This window comes from Geothrix sp. (assembly GCF_030219325.1).
GTDB lineage: Bacteria > Acidobacteriota > Holophagae > Holophagales > Holophagaceae > Geothrix.
In genome coordinates this window covers 920635-939886 of sequence record NZ_CP126625.1, presented here as the reverse complement: position 1 = coordinate 939886, position 19252 = coordinate 920635, and the positions used below count along the sequence as shown (strand labels likewise).

17 protein-coding genes and 2 tRNA genes are annotated in these 19252 nt (G+C 68.2%); 13 read left to right on the top strand and 6 right to left on the bottom strand.

The features are described from left to right. The first annotated feature begins 6 nt into the window (after window positions 1–6). Window positions 7–1107 (top strand): redox-regulated ATPase YchF, encoded by a 1101-nt coding sequence (gene ychF, locus QOZ81_RS04155; RefSeq protein WP_291201197.1) that lies wholly within the window; start codon window positions 7–9, stop codon window positions 1105–1107. A 59-nt stretch (window positions 1108–1166) separates the two neighbouring features. Continuing rightward, window positions 1167–2420, top strand: a complete 1254-nt coding sequence (locus QOZ81_RS04150) for a PilZ domain-containing protein (protein ID WP_291201200.1) — start codon at window positions 1167–1169, stop codon at window positions 2418–2420. 19 nt (window positions 2421–2439) lie between these two features. On the opposite strand, the gene QOZ81_RS04145 is transcribed toward QOZ81_RS04150, so the two are convergent. Genes QOZ81_RS04145 through QOZ81_RS04125 form a run of 5 tightly spaced genes read right to left on the bottom strand, consistent with a single transcriptional unit; the run spans window position 2440 to window position 7779 of the window. Further along, window positions 2440–4464 (bottom strand): protein kinase domain-containing protein, encoded by a 2025-nt coding sequence (locus tag QOZ81_RS04145; RefSeq protein WP_291201203.1) that lies wholly within the window; start codon window positions 4462–4464, stop codon window positions 2440–2442. A 42-nt stretch (window positions 4465–4506) separates the two neighbouring features. After that, window positions 4507–5346, bottom strand: a complete 840-nt coding sequence (htpX, locus tag QOZ81_RS04140; RefSeq protein ID WP_291201206.1) for a zinc metalloprotease HtpX — start codon at window positions 5344–5346, stop codon at window positions 4507–4509. Between the two features lie 45 nt (window positions 5347–5391). After that, the gene (locus tag QOZ81_RS04135) at window positions 5392–6960 is read right to left on the bottom strand and encodes a PP2C family protein-serine/threonine phosphatase (protein ID WP_291201209.1); all 1569 of its coding nucleotides are present in this window, start codon (window positions 6958–6960) and stop codon (window positions 5392–5394) included. 19 nt (window positions 6961–6979) lie between these two features. After that, window positions 6980–7405, bottom strand: a complete 426-nt coding sequence (locus QOZ81_RS04130; protein ID WP_291201212.1) for an ATP-binding protein — start codon at window positions 7403–7405, stop codon at window positions 6980–6982. Window positions 7406–7419: 14 nt separating this feature from the next. Beyond that, window positions 7420–7779: an STAS domain-containing protein gene (locus QOZ81_RS04125; protein ID WP_291201214.1), complete on the bottom strand. Its 360-nt coding sequence runs from the start codon at window positions 7777–7779 to the stop codon at window positions 7420–7422. Between the two features lie 113 nt (window positions 7780–7892). On the opposite strand from QOZ81_RS04125, the gene QOZ81_RS04120 reads away from it, so the two are divergent. From QOZ81_RS04120 to cmk, 11 genes are all read left to right on the top strand, one after another. Next, on the top strand, window positions 7893–8927 hold the full coding sequence (locus tag QOZ81_RS04120; RefSeq protein WP_291201217.1) for a hypothetical protein: 1035 nt from the start codon (window positions 7893–7895) through the stop codon (window positions 8925–8927). Between the two features lie 79 nt (window positions 8928–9006). Then, window positions 9007–9300: an FYDLN acid domain-containing protein gene (locus tag QOZ81_RS04115; RefSeq protein WP_291201220.1), complete on the top strand. Its 294-nt coding sequence runs from the start codon at window positions 9007–9009 to the stop codon at window positions 9298–9300. Between the two features lie 59 nt (window positions 9301–9359). Continuing rightward, on the top strand, window positions 9360–10295 hold the full coding sequence (locus tag QOZ81_RS04110; RefSeq protein ID WP_291201223.1) for an adenosine deaminase family protein: 936 nt from the start codon (window positions 9360–9362) through the stop codon (window positions 10293–10295). Window positions 10296–10601: 306 nt separating this feature from the next. Next, window positions 10602–10678 (top strand) — tRNA-Arg (locus QOZ81_RS04105). A 22-nt stretch (window positions 10679–10700) separates the two neighbouring features. After that, a tRNA-Leu gene (locus QOZ81_RS04100) sits at window positions 10701–10785 on the top strand. A 75-nt stretch (window positions 10786–10860) separates the two neighbouring features. Continuing rightward, on the top strand, window positions 10861–12474 hold the full coding sequence (gene tig, locus QOZ81_RS04095) for a trigger factor (RefSeq protein ID WP_291201226.1): 1614 nt from the start codon (window positions 10861–10863) through the stop codon (window positions 12472–12474). Between the two features lie 72 nt (window positions 12475–12546). Next, window positions 12547–13143, top strand: coding sequence for an ATP-dependent Clp endopeptidase proteolytic subunit ClpP (gene clpP / locus QOZ81_RS04090; RefSeq protein ID WP_291201229.1), 597 nt, complete (start codon window positions 12547–12549; stop codon window positions 13141–13143). Further along, window positions 13140–14270 carry a pyridoxal phosphate-dependent aminotransferase gene (locus tag QOZ81_RS04085; protein ID WP_291201232.1) on the top strand — a complete coding sequence of 377 codons (1131 nt, stop codon included), beginning with the start codon at window positions 13140–13142 and terminating at the stop codon, window positions 14268–14270. The genes clpP and QOZ81_RS04085 overlap by 4 nt, the downstream gene beginning before the upstream one ends. Window positions 14271–14330: 60 nt before the next feature. Next, window positions 14331–15959 (top strand): RecQ family ATP-dependent DNA helicase, encoded by a 1629-nt coding sequence (locus tag QOZ81_RS04080; RefSeq protein ID WP_291201235.1) that lies wholly within the window; start codon window positions 14331–14333, stop codon window positions 15957–15959. 184 nt (window positions 15960–16143) lie between these two features. Next, window positions 16144–17595: a NapC/NirT family cytochrome c gene (locus tag QOZ81_RS04075; RefSeq protein ID WP_291201238.1), complete on the top strand. Its 1452-nt coding sequence runs from the start codon at window positions 16144–16146 to the stop codon at window positions 17593–17595. 35 nt (window positions 17596–17630) lie between these two features. Further along, the gene (cmk, locus tag QOZ81_RS04070; RefSeq protein WP_291201241.1) at window positions 17631–18296 is read left to right on the top strand and encodes a (d)CMP kinase; all 666 of its coding nucleotides are present in this window, start codon (window positions 17631–17633) and stop codon (window positions 18294–18296) included. A gap of 21 nt (window positions 18297–18317) precedes the next feature. Here the strand turns inward: cmk and QOZ81_RS04065 are convergent, their stop codons facing one another. Further along, window positions 18318–19166, bottom strand: a complete 849-nt coding sequence (locus QOZ81_RS04065) for a hypothetical protein (protein WP_291201244.1) — start codon at window positions 19164–19166, stop codon at window positions 18318–18320. Window positions 19167–19252 lie beyond the last annotated feature (86 nt).

Here is a 19252-nt window from a genome sequence, read left to right as displayed (position 1 = left end):
GATGGAATGGCTGTCGCCTGTGGCATCGTGGGTCTGCCCAATGTGGGAAAATCCACCCTTTTCAACGCTCTCACCCGTGCGGGCGCGGCTTCGGCCAACTACCCCTTCTGCACCATCGAGCCCAACACGGGCGTGGTGGACGTGCCAGATCCGCGCCTGGCGCCCCTGGCGAAGATCGTGAACCCCCAGCGCATCCTGCCCGCCGCCCAGGAATTCGTGGACATCGCCGGCCTGGTCCGGGGCGCCAGCAAGGGCGAGGGCCTGGGCAACGCCTTCCTGGGCCACATCCGGGAGACGGATGCCATCGTGCAGGTGGTCCGGTGCTTCGAGGACGGCAACGTCACCCACGTCGAGGGTGGCGTGAACCCGGAACGGGACCTGAGCATCATCGAGACCGAACTGGTCATCAAGGACCTCGACGCCATCGAGAAGGGCCTGGAGCGCCACCGCAAGATCGCCAAGACCGGCAACAAGGAGTCCCTTGCCCTGGTGGCGGTGCTGGAGCCGCTGTACGCCACCCTGAACGATGGCAAGTGGGCGCGGACCCTGGGCCTCTCGGCCGAAGACAAGGCCCTGGTCAAGTCCTATGGCCTGCTCACCCTCAAGCCCACCCTCTTTGTGGGCAACATCGGGGAGGAGGACATCCGGAACCCCGGAGGCAATCCCCACTACGTGAGGCTCCAGGCCCTGGCCGCCGAGCGCGACGCCCCCTGCATCCCCATCTGCTCCAAGCTCGAGGCTGAGATCCAGGACCTGCCGGAAGAGGACCGCCCCATGTTCCTCGAAGAGGCGGGCCTGACCGAGCCGGGCCTGAACGTGCTCATCCACGCCAGCTATGATCTGCTGGGGCTCCAGACCTACTTCACCGCCGGCGTGAAGGAAGTCCGCGCCTGGACCATCCACAAGGGCGACACGGCCCCCCAGGCCGCCGGAGTCATCCACACCGACTTCGAAAAGGGCTTCATCCGGGCCCAGGTCATCGCCTACGAGGACTTCATCCAGTATGGCGGTGAACAGGGCGCCAAGGACGCTGGGAAGATGCGGACCGAGGGCAAGGACTACGTGGTGAAGGACGGCGACCTGATGAACTTCCTGTTCAACGTCTAGATTCGCTCCTAGGATTCAATTCTCCCGCCCCCCGGCCCGATGCCTTGGGGGAAGGCGGCATGATGGACCTGGGAAACGTCAGCAACTGGACGGGGCGCGGTACTCCTCTGGAGGACCCGGTCCTGATCCGCCAGTCCATGCAGGACCTCCTCGCCCAGGAGACGGAGTTCCCCATCAAGGTGGAAGGGACCCACACCCTTCCCTACTCTTCCCAGGTCCAGCACGTCGACCTTAAAAAGGGCTGCATCCACCTCAAGCTCATCCGGCCCCTCCCCCACGAACTGGCGGCCGGCGCGGTCTTCGACATGGTCTTCCTGCTGGGGGACCAGCGCTACTGGGCCCCCACAACCTTCCTGGGCCGTGAGAACTACCTCCTGTACCGGTTCAGCATCCCCGCCAGGATGGCTCCCGCCGACCGTCGGCAGCACAAGCGCTACCCCTTCAGGCCCAGGGAGAAGGCCTACGTCGTGGCCCAGGACGGAGCCATTCCCGGTCACGGCATCTCGGGTCCCCTCGTCAACCTGTCCGAGGGAGGCCTGGCCTTCCGGGTGGATCGGGTCCTGCGGCTGGATGACCACCTGCGGATCACGCCCGGTCTGGGTTTCTTCGAACGGGGCAAGTCCATTCCCCTGCTCAAGGTCCGGGACCTGCCGAACCTCCCTCTCTTCGAGGCCCGCGGCATCCTGGCCAACGCCCTGGAGCGCGACGGTGGCATCATCCTGGGGCTCCAGTTCCTGGATCTCCGGGAAGCCGAGCTCCGGGAGCTCCGGGTGGTCCTGGACATCCGCGAGCGCATGCTGCGGACACCCGCCAGCCAATCCGCCGAACCCCCCCGCCCCTCAGGCCCCCGAAGCCCCGCCCTCGCCAAGGAACCCGCCGCCCGGACCGCCCCTGCGGGCGCCCAGTCCCCGGACGCCCTCAGACTGCTGGGACGGCGCTCCACCCGTCTGGTCCTGGCCATGGAAGCGGGGCCTGAGCGGGATCTGGTGGCCCAGGCCCTCTCCACTGCCGGCTATGTCCGTCAAGAGGCCGCCGGAACCCTCGAACAGGCCCTCGCGGTGCTCCGGATGGACCGCCACTCCAGCTGCCCCCTCCTGCTCGTGGGGACCGGCGCTGGGGACGCCGCCTCGCTGGGACAGATCCAGGACCTCCAGCGCGAGCTGGGAAGCGCCCGGGAGTGGTCGGTTGCCCTGATGGCCAAGGGCGCGGTACCGCCCGAAACGGGCGACCCGCTCATCCGCCCCATGGCCTGGCCTGCACCCGGGGATGCCTCCTGGCTGGCCCTCCTGGACGAGTTGGCGGGACTGGAATAGGACTGCCCGGAGGTCCGGCCTAGATCGGGGTCACCTTCACCAGGTTGCCCCCGGCATCCACGCGGTGGAAGCCGTCCTCGATGCGATTGCCACCCCGCATGACCGGATCCGCGGCATCCCTGGCCAGCAGGACACCGCCTCTGGCATTGCGGCGGACCACGCACTCCTCCAGGGTGACATCGGAGTCCTCCATGAGCAGGAGCCCCGTGTCCCGTCCCTCATTGAGGCTGCAGCGGACCAGCAGCAGGCTGCCCCCGGGTTCCACCTGGACGCCGGCCCCGGCATTGCCCGCGATCTCGCAGGCATCCAGGACCCCCTGGCCGCCTTCGGCGCAATCCACGCCCAGCGACCGGCCTTCCGAGAAGGCGCAGTTCCGGGCCTGGACGGTGGCCCCGCGATGGATGAGCAGCCCGGCACCGCCATTGGCCTGCACCTGGCAGCCCTCCATGGTGGCCAGGCCCCGGTCCATGACCGACACTCCGAAGCCCGCGTTCCCGGCCACCCGGCATTGGCGCAGCACCACGTTGGCCCCGGCCAGGACATGCACCCCGGCACAGGCGTGATTTCCGATATCCGAGGATTCCGCGACCACCTGGCTGTGCTCGAGGGCCAGCAGGCCCGCGAAGCGGCTGTCCACCAGGCGGCAGCCGGTGAGCTGGACGCGGCCCTCGCCTTCAACCTCCACCCCGCCCGCCTCACCCTGGAGGGTGGACCCCACCAGGGTCGCCTGACCACGCCCGCCGACCCGCAGGGCCGTGCCTGCTCCCGGCCCGATGACCACCTCCTCGAGGGAGACCTGGGCCCCGGAGTCCACCTCCACGCCCGCATCCTGGAAACCCAGGATCCTGCCCCCTTCCACCCGGGCGGATCCGGACTTGACCTTCAGGACCGCCTCTCCCGCGGGCCCCTGGAGCGTGAGCCCGCGCAGGGTGACCGCCTGGGTCTGGATGATCAGGGCGGGGCCGGAGCTGGCCTGGATGATCACCTCGCCGGGCTCGCCCAGGGCCAGGATGGCCACATCCTTGTCCACCACCAGGGATTCCCGGTACACCCCGGGCAGCACCAGGATCTCGCTTCCCGCCTTGGCCTGCCGCAGCGCCACCTTCAGGCTCAGGCACTGGCCCTGCCCGCCCTTGCCGACCCGGATGCGGTGCCCCGACCCTTCGGGCTCGGGGCGCACCGGAGCGGGCGCGGGAACCGCGGCGGCCATCGGAGCCTCCACGGGCCCGCTCAGCCCCTCCCGGATGGCACCTCCGAGGCTCTCCGCATCCGGATAGCGATCTTCCGGCCGCTTCGCCAGGGCCCGGTCCACCACGGCGATCAGGCGTCCCGGCACGTCCTTGAGGTCCGCGGGACGGATCGGTTCGGGGGCATGGCGGAGAATGCAGTTGAGCACCGAGGTGGTGCTCTCGCCGTGGAAGGGCTTGCGGCCGCCCGACAGGATCTCGTACAGGATCACCCCGAGGGCGAAGATGTCGGAACTGGCCGTGGCCCTGCCCGTATCCAGATACTCGGGGGCCATGTAGCTCACCGTGCCCATCCAGACGCCGGACTGGGTCAGGCCCGAGGGGCCCATGTGGGCCACGCCGAAATCCATGAGCTTGGCGTGGAGGCGCTTGCCCTGCCGGGTGACCAGGACGTTCGCGGGCTTGATGTCCCGGTGGATCACGCTCCGGCCATGGGCATAACCCAGCCCGTCGCAGACCTGGGCCAGGACCTCCAGCAGGTCCGCCTTGGGGGTCTTCCCCTCGCGGATCAGGGCCTCCAGTTCATGGCCATCCAGGAACTCCATGGCCAGGTAGTGCATGCCCTCGTCTTCCCCGAACTCGTAGATGGTGACGACGTGGGGGTGGTTCAGCAGGGCCGCCGCCCGGGCCTCCCGCTCGAACCGGGCCTGGGCCTCATCGCCGAAGGCGGTGCCGGCCGAGATGACCTTCAGGGCCACGTCCCTCCCCAACTTCGGATCCCGGCCCAGGTAGACCTCGCCCATGGCCCCCTTGCCCAGCAGGCGCACCACCTCGAATTTGCCCAACCGGTCCCGCATGGGGCTCTATCGGCCGAATCGGTGGGACCTTTCAGTTCGGGCTTATCTCGCCTCGATGGGCATGCGCCGCAGGCGCTCCACCCGGACCGCCATGGGGGGGTGGGTGGAGAAGAGGCTCATGAGGCCGCCCCCGCTCAGCGGATTCACGATCATCATGTGCGCCGTGGCCGGTTCGGCGGACTGCATGGGCAGCTGCTGGTTGTAGGCCTGCAGGCGCTCCAGGGCGGAGGCCAGCATGTCGGGACGGCCCGTCAGGTGGGCGCTGTACTCGTCGGCCATGTATTCCCGCGAACGGCTCACGGCCATCTGCAGCATGAAGGCGGCCAGCGGGCCCAGGATCATGATGGCGATGCTGGCGATGGGGTTGGAGCGGCCCTCCTCGTCCCGGGCCCCGAAGATCCCGGCAAACCGGGACAGGAACATGATGGCCTGGGCCAGCACCGCCGCCAGGCTGCCGATGAGGATGTCCCGGTGCTTGACGTGGCCCAGTTCATGGCCGATGACGGCCTCCAGCTCGGGACGGCTGAGGATGCGCATGATTCCCTCCGTCACCGCCACCACCGCGTGTTCCGGGTTCCTCCCCGTGGCGAAGGCGTTCGGAGTGTCCTCCGGGATGATCGCAATGCGCGGCATGGGCAGGCCCGCCCGCTGGGCCAGGTTCGCCACGATGGCGTGCAGTTCGGGGGCCTGGGCCTGGCTGACGGGCTGGGCGCCGTAGCTGGCCAGCACGATCTTGTCGGAGAAGAAGTAGCTCACGCCGTTCATGACCAAGCCGAGGGCCAGGGCCAGGGCCATGCCGGATTCCCCGCCGATCATCCCGCCAATCCACACCAGCAGGCCGGTCATGGCCACGATGATGAGAAGGGTCTTGGTCTGGTTCATGCGATGGCCTCCAGGTACCAGGATACGAAACGCTTCAAGAACCGTTCAGCCCATGCGCTTGATGACGACGAGCGTCACGTCATCCCGGAACTTGCCCTCACCCAGGTGCTGGAAGGCCTCCACCAGCAGGGCTTCGAACAGCTCGTCCGCCCCCGCCTCCGGCCGGCGCAGGACCACGTCCGCCAGGGGGCCGTCGCCCAGTTCCTCGCCGGCGGCGTTCTCGGCCTCGACCACGCCGTCCGTGAAGATCACCAGGACATCGCCCCGGTCCATGTGCGCCCGCCCTTCGGCGAAGGTGACGCCGGGCAGGAGCCCCACCATGGGCCCCGTGGGGGAGAGCCGCACCACCTCCCGGTTCGCTCGCACCAGGAGCGGAGGATTGTGGCCTCCGTTCACGTAGCGGAGGTCGCCGTTCGACGGGTTCAGGCTGCCCGCAAACAGCGTGGTGTAGCGGTTCCGGTCGCGCACGTCGTTCATCCGGCGGTTCACCCGTTCCGCCAGGCGCCCCCAATCCGGCACCCGGTGGTCCGCCATGGCGCGGAGGAAGGCCGAGAGCTGGGTCATCATGAGCGATGCGGGCAGACCCTTGCCCGAGATGTCCCCCACGGCGAGGTGCAGGCGATCGCCATTGCCCTCGTCCCGGGCCATCCACAGGTCGTAGAGGTCGCCCCCAACAGCCTGGTAGGGCAGGTTGGCCGCCGCGCACTGCCACCCGGCCGGCTCGGGCAGGGTCTTGGGCAGCAGGCTGCGCTGGATGTTGCGCGCCAAGTCCAGGTCCTTCTCCATGCGCTCGGCCTGGATCCTCGCCTCCCGCAGCTCGAGGCTGGACAGCTGCGAGGAGGTCAGGTTCAGCAGGGTGCGCAGGAAGACCAGGTCGTCCTCGGACAGCACGCCCACGGCGGGTTCCGCCGCATAGGCGAAGCCGTGGCTGTGGGTCTGGTCCACCAGCTCGATGGCGTGGACCAGCCCCCGGGCCTCCACCACGTGCTGGAGCTGTTCGCCCTCGAGCGACTCGGGGACGGTCCCCAGGCCCTTGGCATGGAGCACCTGCCCCTGGGGGTCCACCACCAGCAGCCGCATGATGCGGAACTCACCCATGAGGGTGTTGGCCATGAGGCGCACCAGGTCGCGCCGAGTCTCCACCACGCCCAGGTTGCGGGTCAGCTCGAAGACCGTGTTGAGCCGGGACAGCTGCAGGGCCAGGGCCTGGTTCTGGGAACTGCGCCAGGCCTCGGCCCGGCGCCAGGCCAGGAGGGGTGCGCTGATGGACAGCAATAGAGGCACCGCTTCCGGCAGACCGCCGACACGCAGGACCAGGTGGCCGTAGCACTCATCGCCGTACATCCAGGGGCGCACCTGCCAGTCTTCCCCCGGGTGGGTCGGGAAGGCCGGTGCGGCACCCCGCAGGAACAGCCACTTGCCCCCATCCCAGAGCCCGCCCTGGCCGGCCTTGGCGATCCCCATGGCGGTGACGCCCACCAGGTGCACCAGGTCCTCTTCGCTGCCCTGCTGCGGAAAGGCCTCCAGGAAGTCGATGAGGGGCAGAAGCTCCTGCGCGCCCTCGGGGATCTTCAGCGCCAGGTGGCGGAGGCGGTCGAAAGGATTGGTGGGCATGTCGGGTGAACCAGGTGGTTCAGCTGATCTTCTTGATCAGGCAGCACTCGTTGCGACCGGAGACCTCGTCCGCCTTGAACTGCACCTCATCCATGAACCGGCTCATGAGCAGGAGCCCCAGGCCGCCCTTGCGGGGGTGCTTGATGTATTCCTTGGGATCCGGCAGCACCAGCTGATCGCCGCGGATGCCCCGGCCCGAGTGCCAGATGTGGATCTCCAGGGCCTGCTCGGTGAAGCGCAGCTCCAGCTCCACGCTGTGCTCGCCCTCACCGCCGTAGGCGTGGAGGATCACGTTGGTCACCGCCTCATCCACGGCGATGCTCACCTTGGCGGCGGTGGCGTCGTCGAGTCCGGCCACCAGCGAGGCCCGCTTGGCCAGGCCCGTCACCAGGTTCAGATAGCGGGTCTGGCTCGGGATGACGAGCTTGAACTGGGCGTGGTCCATCTTGGCCGCCACCCTCAGCCCTTCCGCTCCGGCGCAGCCGCCGCCATGGCCTGGTCCTCGTCGACGAACACCCGGTAGAGCTGGGTGAATCCAAGGGTGTCGAAAATGGCGAAGACGTTCTCCTGGAGGTTGGAGAGCAGGATGTCGCCCCCGTGCTCCCGCACGGTCTCGATCAGCCCCATGATGGCGCCCAGGCCAGCCGAGCTGATGTAGCTGAGGTCCTTGCAGTTGAGCAGGATCGTGTAGCGGCCGTCCTGGACCAGTCCTTCCAGGGCCTCCTCGAACTCCCGGACGGTGTGGGCATTGATGAATCCAGCGGGCAGAAGCACCGCCACCTCACCGACCTGCCTCACCGCAATGGAAAGATCCGCCATCCGACAACTCCAAGGAACCTGGGCCATCCTAACGGTTCACGGGTTCAATTGCCAGCAGACGGGAAAAGGCCAGGAATGGGATACCCTTGAGTCCAACTTTCCTCGAGCCCCTGATGAGCGACTCCCGCCCCGTGGATCAGCCCCAGAACGACGCCCTCAGGACCCGCCTGGAAGCCTGGCTCAATCAGCAGAACCAGACCCTCCTTGAGGAAGTGATGGCCACTTGGCAGAACGCCCTGGGGAACTTCCATCCCGACGAGGCCCTCCTCGCCCAGCTTCGGGACGGCGGTTCCTCCGCCGGGACCCTCCCCCCAGCCGGGCCGCAGATTCCGGACCTGGCACCGGGCCTGGATCTGCTCGAGGAGGCCGCCAGCCAGAGCGACCTGCTCAAGCGGCTGCTGGATGCCCTGGGCCCCCTGGCCGAACGCAGCGCCCTGTTCATCCTCAAGCAGGGGCTGGCCTCCCTCTACGCCCACCGGGGCTTCGAGGGCGAGGCCCCCCGGAAGCCCGGCGCCATCGTGCCCCCCGAAGAACTCGAGGCCCTGATCCACGGCTCCACCCGGGCCATCCGTCGCAAGGGAGCGGGCTACGCGGCCCTGCTCGGGGCCATCAGCGGCTTCGAAGCCTCCGACGCCGCCATCTTCCCCCTCCGGCACAAGAAGCGGGCCGTGGCCCTGGTTCTGGTGGACAGCGGCCTCCGCCCCAAGCTGGACCACCCGGAACAGGTGCGTGCGCTGGTCCTGGTGGCCTCCGCCATGCTGGCCGCCCTGGCCTCCGGCAAGGAGGAGGAACACCCTCCCCAGCCACCACGGGAAGTCCACCCCAGCGCCCCCACCCAGGTCGTGCCTGAGCCGATCGAACCGGCCGCCCCCGTCGAACTGGATCCCCGGACCCGCGCCGCGGCTGAGCGGCTGGCCCGCGTGCTGGTGGGCGACGTGGAACTCTACTTCCCCGCCAAGGTCGCCATGGCCCACACCAAGGGGAACCTCTATGGTCAGCTCCGGGACGAGCTCGAAAGGAGCCGCGCCACCTTTGTGGAGCGCTTCGGCGAGGGCGTCGAAATTCGATACCGGATTTTCACCAACACCGTCATCCAGCAACTGTGCGATGGCGATGCCACGAAGCTGGGTGCCGCCCCCTGGGCCTAGGATTGCCGATCACAAGGGATGACAACCGGGCCAGGATCTGGTAGAACCTTGTTCCTTTGGGTTTGGACGGGGACGGGCAATGGCAGATCTTGGCAAGAAATTCACATGTTTCCAGTGCGCGGCGAAGTTCTATGACTTCGGGAAGCCGGAGGCCATCTGCCCGAAGTGCGGGGCCAACCAGAAGACGGCGCCGGCCAAACCGAAGGCCGTGAAGAAGGAGAAGAGCGTCCACGTCATCGAGGACGACTTCGCCGCGGAACCCGAGGCGGAGAGCCTGGAGGAGACGTTCACCGAGAGCGGCGTCGCCATCGAGCGGGGCCGTGGCGAGGGCTTCGATCCCGGCGACCTGCGCATGGACGACTACGACGAATAGGCGGGCAAGCTGCGCTTGCCCGTGAGGGAAAGAACATGACCTGGTTTGGGAGAAGCGGGATGCACGATCCGTCTGTCCCGCCCCTCATCGACCGCCACACCCACCTCGAAGGCGGGCTGGATCCTTCATGGGTCAGCGGCGAAGCGCAGCGCCGGGGTCTGCCCCTGCCCGCCAGCCTGGAAGCCCTCTGGTCCGGACAGGCCCTGCCCTTCGAAGGCTTCATCGAGGCCTTCCTCTTCGGGGCCGCCCTGCTGGACAGCCGCAGCGCCCTGCGCGAGGCCGTCCTGGCCGTGGCGCGGCGCACCCGGGCCTGCGGTGGCAGCGGCTTCGACCTGTGGGCCTCCCCGCACTTCCTCGTCGTCCATCGCGGGCAGATCTCCCTCCCTGAGTTCTGGCGCGGAATGGAAGCGGGACTGTCCGAGGCGGAGGCGCTGGGGGTTCGCGGCTGCGTAGTGGTGGACGCGGTGAACCACTTCGGGCCCGGGCATGGCCACGCGGTCCTCGACCTGGTGCTGCCGGAACTGCCCCCCTTCGTGAGGGGCTTTTCCACCGGGGGGCTGGAGGGTTGCCCCTTCCGGGACTGGGCCCCCGTCTTCGACCGGGCCCGGGCGGCGGGCCTGCGCATCGCCGCCCACGCGGGCGAGAACGGCCACGGGGTGAACGTGCGCGAGGCCATCCTGGACGGCGGCGTCTCGCGCATCGTCCACGGCATTCGTGCGGATGACGCCACGCTCGACCTGCTGGCCGAACGGCGAATTCCCGTGGACATCTGCCCCAGCTCGAACCGGGCCCTGGCCGCCGACGTGGACCCCCACCCCCTGCCCCGGATGCTGAGCCTCGGCGTCCGCTGCGCCCTGGGCACCGACGATCCCGGCGTCATCCCCTGCGACCTGGATACGGAAGCTCTGGCCGCCCGGCGCATGGGCCTGGATGGTGCGGCCCTGGCCGGGCTCAGGCGCCACGGGGCCGAAGATGCCTGGTGCCTGCTGGATTGAGGGCGCTGGTGGCAGGTGGCATGAACTCCTCGCCGGATCCTCGCTCCATTGGCCTGCCCCGCAGGCCATTCCGCGGTCCGGCGGTCGTTCAGGCTCGAAGCCACCGGCCTTTCCAGGTAGACTAGGGGATTCGGTGCGCGCCCGGCTCCGGCCTCCGCGAGCAAGGCGAGCGGGAGGACGCGCCAGACGGCGCGTCCGATAGGCCACGGGCGAAGCTGGATAGAGCCTTCAGCATCCGGCGCTCTATCCAGCCAACCCTGGGGTCGATGCGACCGGACGTTCCAGGTAGACTAGGGGATTCGGTGCGCGCCCATAGCTCAGCTGGATAGAGCATCAGGCTTCGAACCTGAGGGTCGGGCGTTCGAGTCGCTCTGGGCGCACCACCCCTTTGACAATTCGGCTTTTGCGAGCGTGGCGGAACTGGTAGACGCACTGGATTTAGGTTCCAGCGGTTCACACCGTGTCGGTTCGAGTCCGACCGTTCGCACCAAAATCGCCTGCGGCGATTTTGGTGTTAGACAAAAGCTGAATGATTCCCAGGCATTTACCGCATCACGGAGCACCCATGTCCGCCACCCTCCACCACAATTCCCCCACCCGCAAGGCCGTCGAAGTGACGGTGCCCGCCGCCGAGGTGAGCGCCACCTTCAACGACGTGGTCGCCAAGATCGCCCCGAAGGTCCGCATCCCGGGCTTCCGCCCCGGCAAGGCGCCGCGCCCGGTCCTCATGCAGAAGTACGCCCGCGAGATCCAGTCGGACGTGGCCCAGCAGCTGGTGGAGAAGCACTTCTGGAAGGCCGCCCAGGAAGCGGGTGCCCTGCCCATCTCCCACCCCTCCCTGGAGAAGCTGGACCTGAAGGAGGGCGCCGATGCCGTCTTCCGCGCCCAGTTCGACGTGGCTCCGGAAGTCACCCTGCCCGACTACAAGACCATGGCCCTGACCAAGAAGAAGCGCGCCATCGACGAGGCCACCGTCCAGGAACACCTGGAAGGCCTGCGCCAGCGCGCCACCAAGTTCCTGCCGGTCGAGGACGGCGCCGTGGCCACCGGCCTCATCGCCACCTGCGACATCCGGGTGAAGCCCCAGGGCCTCAAGGCCCAGACCTACCAGGATCAGGTGCTCGAGATCGACGCCACCCGACCCTTCGATGCCGAGCTGGTCGGCATGAAGGTGGACGAGAAGAAGACCTTCACCCTGACCCACCCGGATGATGACGCCAACAAAGTCCTGGCCGGCAAGAGCCTCGCCTATGACGTTCAGGTGAAGGACCTCCGCACCAAGGAAGTGCCCGAGCTGAACGACGAGTTCGCGAAGGACATGGGCGCCTTCGAGAACCTGGAGGCCCTCAAGGCCGCCGTGCGGAAGGACCTGGAAGAGGCCGCCGAGCGCGATGCCGTGGCCCGGCTCCACGCGACCATGCTCGACACCCTGCTGGACGCCGCGCCCTTCGAAGTGCCCCGCTCCATGGTGGGCCTGCAACTGGACGACTACTGCCAGGAATTCGCCCAGCACGTGAGTCGCCAGGGCATGGACCCCAAGAAGGTGAACTGGCAGGCCTACCGCCAGTACCGCCTGAGCGACGCCGAGCGGGCCGTCCGCAGCGGCTACCTCCTGCAGGCCATCGGCAACGCCGAGTCCATCGAAGTCCCCGAAGCGGACATCGACGCCGAGATCCGCCAGTTCATGGCCGAGAACCAGGTCCAGCAGCCCTTCGACGCCTTCAAGGCCGAGCTGGAGAAGCGTGGCAACGCCACTGAGATCAAGGGCCGCCTGCGCACGGACCGCATCTTCGACCACCTGCTGACCACCGCCAAGGTCGCGGAGGAATTGCTCGACAAGGCCGCCTTCGAGGCCCTGGTCGAGCTGGAGCGCAAGCGCGAGGCCGGCATCCCCGTGAACCGCTTCGACGCGGGCGGGCTGGAGGGTGGCGACCTGGAAGGTCAGGAGGGCGGCGAGCCCGCCATCGTGGCGCCCGCCACCGAGCACGTCCACGGCCCCGACTGTGACCACGGACACGACCACGAGGCCGAGGAGAAGCCCGTCAAGAAGGTGGCAAAGAAGGCTGCGCCCAAGGACGTGCCCGAGGCCGAGGAAAAGCCCGCCAAGAAGGCCGCCAAGGCCAAGGAACCCGAGGCCGAGGAGAAACCCAAGACCAAGAAGCCCGCCGCCAAGAAGTAGTCTGTGCCCGTTTCACGGAGAAGGCGCCATCCGGCGCCTTCTTGCTATTCTGATCCATCAGCCGGAGGGCCCATGCCCAGCAGCTACTATCCCCCCATCGTCATCGAGCAGACGCCCCGCGGCGAGCGCAGCTACGACATCTACTCCCGGCTGCTGAAGGACAACATCATCTTCCTGGGCACCGCCATCGACGACAACGTGGCCAATGCCATCGTGGCCCAGATGCTCTTCCTCGAGAGCGAGGACCCGGACAAGGACATCCAGATCTACATCAACAGCCCCGGCGGCAGCGTGACCGCGGGCCTGGCCATCTACGACACGATGCAGTTCGTGAAGAACGACATCGTCACCTACTGCATCGGCCAGTGCGCCTCCATGGGCGCCCACCTGCTGTCGGCGGGCACCAAGGGCAAGCGCTTCGCCCTGCCCAACGCCCGCATCATGATCCACCAGCCGTCGGGCGGCGCCCAGGGCCAGGCCACCGAGATCGAGATCACCTTCAAGGAGATCCAGCGCCTGAAGGACAACCTGGCCGCCACCTTCGCCAAGCACACGGGCCAGCCCCTGAAGAAGGTCATGAAGGACATGGACCGCGACTTCTTCATGAGCGCCGAAGAGGCCCTGGAGTACGGCATCGTGGACAAGGTCCTCTCCGAGCGGCCCGCATGATGACGGCGAGCCTCTCCAGCATTCCCGGTTTCGAGCGCCTCTCCGGCATCCCCCTCTACGTGCCCGGCAAGCCCATCCAGGAAGTCCAGCGGGAGCTGGGCCTCACCCGCATCGTCAAGATCGCCTCCAACGAGAACCCCTGGGGGCCCACCGAGGCCGTGAAGGCACGCGTGGCCTCCGTGATCGCCGGCTCCGAGTTCGAGGGCCTGGGCCTGTACCCGGTCAGCGACGGCTACTACCTGCGCAAGCGCATCGCCGATCGCAAGGGCCTGGCGGTGGACCGCGTGGTCCTGGGCAACGGCAGCAGCGAGATCCTGGAGATGGTCGCCAAGGCGGCCTTCCTGGGCGGCGGCAGCGCCGTCATCCCCAAGCACAGCTTCGCCATCTACGGCATCGCCACCCAGACCGCCGGCGGCCGCGTCATCGAATCCCGGGCCTCTGCCACGGAACTGGACGTGGACGACCTCCTGCGCTCGGTGGCCGAGGACACCCGTCTCGTCTACCTGGGCCACCCCAACAACCCCACGGGCATCCGCCTCGAGCGCGCTGCCATCGAGCGGCTGGTGCGCGACCTGCGCGAGGACATCGTGCTGGTGGTGGATCAGGCCTACGCCGAGTACGAGGATCCCGCCGATTACCCGGATGCCGCCGCCTACCTGGATCAGCGTCCCAACCTGCTGGTGCTCCACACCTTCTCCAAGATCCACGCCCTGGCCGCCATGCGCATCGGCTACGGCCTCGGCTCGAAGGAGCTGATGGGCCTCCTCGAGCGGGTGCGCAGCCCCTTCAACACCAACCACCTGGCCCAGGCCGCGGCGGAAGTCGCCGTGCAGGACCTGGCCTTCGAGGCCTTCTCGCGCCAGAAGAACGTCGAGGCCCGCGCCGCCTTCGTCCAGGAGGCCGCAAAGCACCGCTGCCAGCTCTCGGGCACGAGCGGCAACTTCATCCTGCTGGAGAGCGCCTTCCAGGCCACGGATCTGTTCAAGGAGCTGCTGCAGCGCGGCGTGATCGTGCGTCCCATGCACGGCTACGCCCTGCCCAACCACATCCGCGTGTCCTTCGGCAGGCCCGAGGAGATGCAGGCCTTCTGGAACGCCGCCGGCCCCCTGCTCGACGGCGGCTGCTGATTGGGGCGGGTTCCGGACGAAATTGAGAGGCTCCGCGCCCTGCTCGCGCAGGGCGCGCGCGTGGAATGCCGGGAAGGGCTGCGGAGCCTCCGGGCCCGCTACAAGACCGAGCCCACGGCCTTCGACACGGAGGCCATCGCCGCGCTGAAACGCCTGGCCTCGGACCTGGAGGCGTCCCCTGACCTGGAATCGGCCCTCAAGGCCACCTTCGGCTACGACGCCTTCCGTCCGGGCCAGCGCACCATCATCGAGGCCGTCCTCTCGGGCCGCGACGTGGTGGGCATCATGCCCACCGGAGCCGGGAAGTCCCTCACCTACCAGCTGCCCGCGCGGCTGCTGGGCGGCGTGACGCTCGTGGTCTCCCCCCTCATCGCGCTCATGAAGGATCAGGTCGATGCCCTCACGGAAGCCGGACTCCGCGCCACCTTCCTGAACTCCAGCCTGGACGCCGAGGCCCGGCGCGAGCGCATTCGCGCCCTGAAGAACGGCGAGCTGGAGCTGGTCTACGCCGCGCCAGAGGGCCTCGAGCTCTACCTGGCCGACCTGCTGCGCGAGGTGGACCTGCGCCTCATCGCCGTGGACGAGGCCCACTGCATCAGCCACTGGGGGCACGATTTCCGCCCCGCCTACCGGACCCTCGCCGGCCTGAAGCAGCGCTTCCCGGAGGTGCCCGTGCTGGCCCTCACGGCCACCGCCACGCCCGAAGTCCGCCGCGACATCGCCGCCCAGCTGGAGATGCGGAACCCCGTGGAGGTGCAGGGTTCCTTCTTCCGATCCAACCTCCGCATCAGCGCCTACCGCAAAGGGGCGGAAGGCCTGCCCCCGGTGCGTGAAGCGCTGCTGCGCCTCGTCCTGGCCCGGCGCGGGGACAGCGGCATCATCTACTGCCTGTCGCGGAAGGCGGTGGAGGCCACCGCGGCCTTCCTCTCCGGCGAGGGCATCCGCGCGACCGCCTACCATGCGGGCATGGACCCCACGGCCCGCTCCGCGGCCCAGGAGGCGTTCCAGCGCGACGACGTGGACGTCATCGTGGCCACGGTCGCCTTCGGCATGGGCATCGACAAGAGCAACATCCGCTACGTCATCCACCGCGACATGCCCAAGAGCGTGGAGGGCTGGTACCAGGAGATCGGCCGCGCAGGCCGCGACGGGGCCGATGCCGACTGCGTGATGTTCTACGGCTGGGGCGACGTGCTCAGCTATGACCGGTTCACGGACGGCCTGGAGGCCTCCCTGGCCCAGGCCCAGCAGCGGCAGACCCGGGACCTCTTCCGCCTCGCCGAGGCCACGTTCTGCCGGCATCAGGCCCTGCTCGCCCACTTCGGCGAGCGGATGGATGCCTGCGGGTCCTCCTGCGACGTCTGCAGCGGCGACGACCCGCTGCGAACCGCGCCTTCCCCCGGCAAGGCCAAGCGCGGCTCGCCGCGCGGCTCCCGGCCCCCGCTCACGGAGGCGCCGGTGGAGGGCGAAGAGGCACTCTACCGGGAGCTGAAGGCCCTGCGGAAACGCCTGGCCGATGCCAAGGGCGTGCCCGCCTACGTGATCTTCAGTGACGCCACCCTCCAGCAGATGGCGCGCTTCCAGCCCGCCACGGAGGCCGAATTCTTAGCCCTCAGCGGCGTGGGGCCGAAGAAGCTTCAGCAGTACGGGGCTTCCTTCCTCGACCTGCTCGGTCGGCAAGGTTCCTGAGGCACCCCGGACAGGCCTGGACATCTGTCACAACCTGGAACGAGGTCCATTGATAGCAAAGGGTTTGAATGGGAAAGCACCCTGTTTCGCCCTTGCAGGAGCAGTAGGAGGAAATTAGGGTAATGAGAGACATTTCATACTCAAATGTCCAATGGTCTGGCCCCTTGGTTTTGGAGGTGGGTATATGAGCTTTACGGAACGCGTCAGAGACTTGACCCGGCTGGCCTTCCAGCTGGGCAACAACTGGATGACCCTGGCGGGCGCGGCCATGACGACCAGTTCGGCCTTCGTGCTGGTCTGGTTCTGGTTCATGGAAATCACCAGCCCCCGGTCCATTCATCCCTACATGGGCATCATCCTCTTCCTGATCCTGCCGGCCCTGTTCCTGGTGGGCCTGGCCCTGATCCCCCTGGGCATCATCCGTCTGCGCCGCCAGCGGAAACTCGCCGGTGAGACCCCCCTGCCCCTGCAGGCGGTGGATTTCAAGCAGCCCGGCGTGCGCCGCCTGCTGACGGTGGTGGGCGTGCTCACGTTCATCAACGTGTCCATCCTGGGCACGGCGGGCCTGAAGGGCGTGGAGTACATGGACTCCAACCAGTTCTGCGGCCTGACCTGCCATACGGTCATGAGCCCCGAGTACACGGCCTTCCTGGACTCGCCCCACTCCCGCGTGGGCTGCGCCCAGTGCCACATCGGCCACGGCGCCCCCGCCCTGGTGCGGGCCAAGATCTCCGGTTCGCGGCAGCTCTTCGCCGTGGCCTTCGGCACCTTCTCCCGGCCCATCCCCAGCCCCGTCGAGCACCTGCGCCCCGCCCGCGAGACCTGCGAGCAGTGCCACTGGCCCCAGAAGTTCACCAACGACAAGCTCATCGTCCGCACCAAGTTCGCCGAGGACGAGGCCAACACGGCGTCCACCAGCATCCTGCTGCTGAAGATCGGCGGGCACACGCCCAACGGCACCACGGGCATCCACGGCCGCCACCTCGACGCCATGGAGCGCATCAGCTACATCACCACCGACGCGCGCCGCCAGGAGATCCCCAAGGTCACCTACCGCGATGACAACGGGCAGTTGGTCGAGTACGTCACCGACGATTTCAAGAAGCTGCCGAAGGAGACCGTCGACAAGGCGACCGTCCGCAAGATGGACTGCATCGACTGCCACAACCGGCCCACGCACGCCTTCCAGCTGCCCGATCGCGCCCTGGACAAGGCCATGGCCGAGAAGCGCATGAGCGCCGAGCTGCCCTTCCTCAAGAAGCAGGCCCTGGAGCTGCTGAAGGTCGACTACGCCGACCAGAAGGCCGCTGCCGCCAAGATCCCCGTGGCCCTGGCCGAGTACTACCGCACCACCTACCCCGAGATCTACAAGCAGAAGCGGGCCCAGGTGGACACGGCCGGCGAGGTGGTGAAGGCCATCTACCTCCGCAACGTCTTCCCCGAGATGAAGATCACCTGGGGCACTCACCCCAACAACATCGGGCATGAGGAATCCGTGGGCTGCTTCCGCTGCCATGACGGCAACCACACTGCCGCCGATGGCCGCAGCATCAAGGGCGACTGCGACACCTGCCACACGATCCTGGCCCAGGACGAGAAGGATCCCAAGATCCTCAAGGACTTCGGCATGAAGTGATGGAATGGCGGGACGCGGGGCTTCAAACTGAAGCCATGACCGCTTCCGCCCTTCCCCTGATCGCGATCGACGGCCCGTCTGGCGTGGGGAAGTCCACCACCGCCAAACGGGCCGCCGCGCGCCTGGGCTGGCAGTACCTCGATACCGGCGCCATGTACCGGGCCGCCGCCCTGGCCATCCACCGGGCTGGCATCGAGCTCACGGATCGACCTGCCCTCGAGGGCGTGCTGTCCGGCCTGGACCTCTCGCTGAACGAGGGCCGGACCTATCTCGCGGGCGAGGATGTCAGCGAGGCCATCCGCAGCCAGGAGGTCACGCTCCTGGTCACGCCCGTGAGCGCCGATGCCCGGGTGCGCGAGGTGCTGGTGGACCAGCAGCGCCGCATCGGCAACCGCGGCCGCTGGGTGGTGGACGGCCGCGACATCGGCACCGTGGTGTTCACGCAGGCCTGCTGCAAGGTGTTCCTCACCGCCAGCCCCGAGGCCCGCGCCCAGCGCCGTTTCCTGGAACTGCAGGCCAAAGGCCAGTCACCGGATTTCGGAGCCGTGCTGGCGGATCTCCAGCGCCGCGACCTGGCCGACAGCACCCGGGCCGCCTCGCCCCTGCGCAAGGCCGAGGACGCGGTCGAGCTCGATTCCAGCGGCATGAGCCTCGACCAGGTGGTGGACTGGATCGTGGCGAGGCACCAGGCCCACCCCTGATCCCTCCCGGAGGCACGCGGTTCAGTCTTCCCCGGCCAACGCCTTCTTGGCGCATTCCGGGCAGATCGAATGGGTGAACGAAGCCTCGGAATGCTCGGCGACGTAGGCCTCGATCCGCGCCCAGTAGCCCGAGTCGTCGCGCACGCACTTGCACCACGCGCAGATCGGCAGCAACCCGGAGAGGACCTTCACCTCCTGCAATGCCTGCTGGACCCTCTCCTGCAGGTGCTCCTCGGTCACGCGCTGGCTGGCTTCGAGGTCGGCCAGCGTGCGCTCCAGGGCCGCCCGTGAGGCCAGGCCCCGGTGCTGACTGACCGCGAGGTTCCGGAAGAGCACGAGCTCCACCGAGACGAAGGCAAGCATCCCGGCGTCCGTCCAGAGCCTTTGGCTGAGCGGCCGGGCCTGGGGCCAGAGGATGTTCAGCGCCACATGGCCGGCGGCGATGGCTGCAAACATGCCGAACAGCCCCCGCAGCCGCAGGGGCAGGAAGGTGGCCGCCGTGACGCAGAAGGCGATGACGGCGATGGCCTGGATGGCGGTCCCGGCAAGGCCGAGCCTGAAGTAGGCCCACTCGTTCCCCCAGCACCACAGCAGGGACAGCGTGATGACCATGGGGGGCAGCAGGTTGACCCGGGCGGCGGCGCGCACGCCCAGCATCCCCGCCACCGGAAGCAGGATCCAGCCCAGCCGGACGGCGAGGAGGGTGGCCAGCTCCGGGGGGCCGGGCTGCGCACGGGTGAGCACCCAGTCGAAGAGGAGGAGGACCCCATTCCCGGCGACGGCGTACTTCCCGAGCCGCAGGGAGCGGGAGGCCCAGCGTGCCTTCAGGAAAGCGCCGTAGGCCGCATCGGTTTCAGTGAGGAGGGCCATGACGCCTGGGGGATGGGGTCGGGAGGGGGGTGGGTGGCCGCTGCCAGCCCTGGGCATGGTGGCAGAGACTGCCGTCCCTGTTCCCC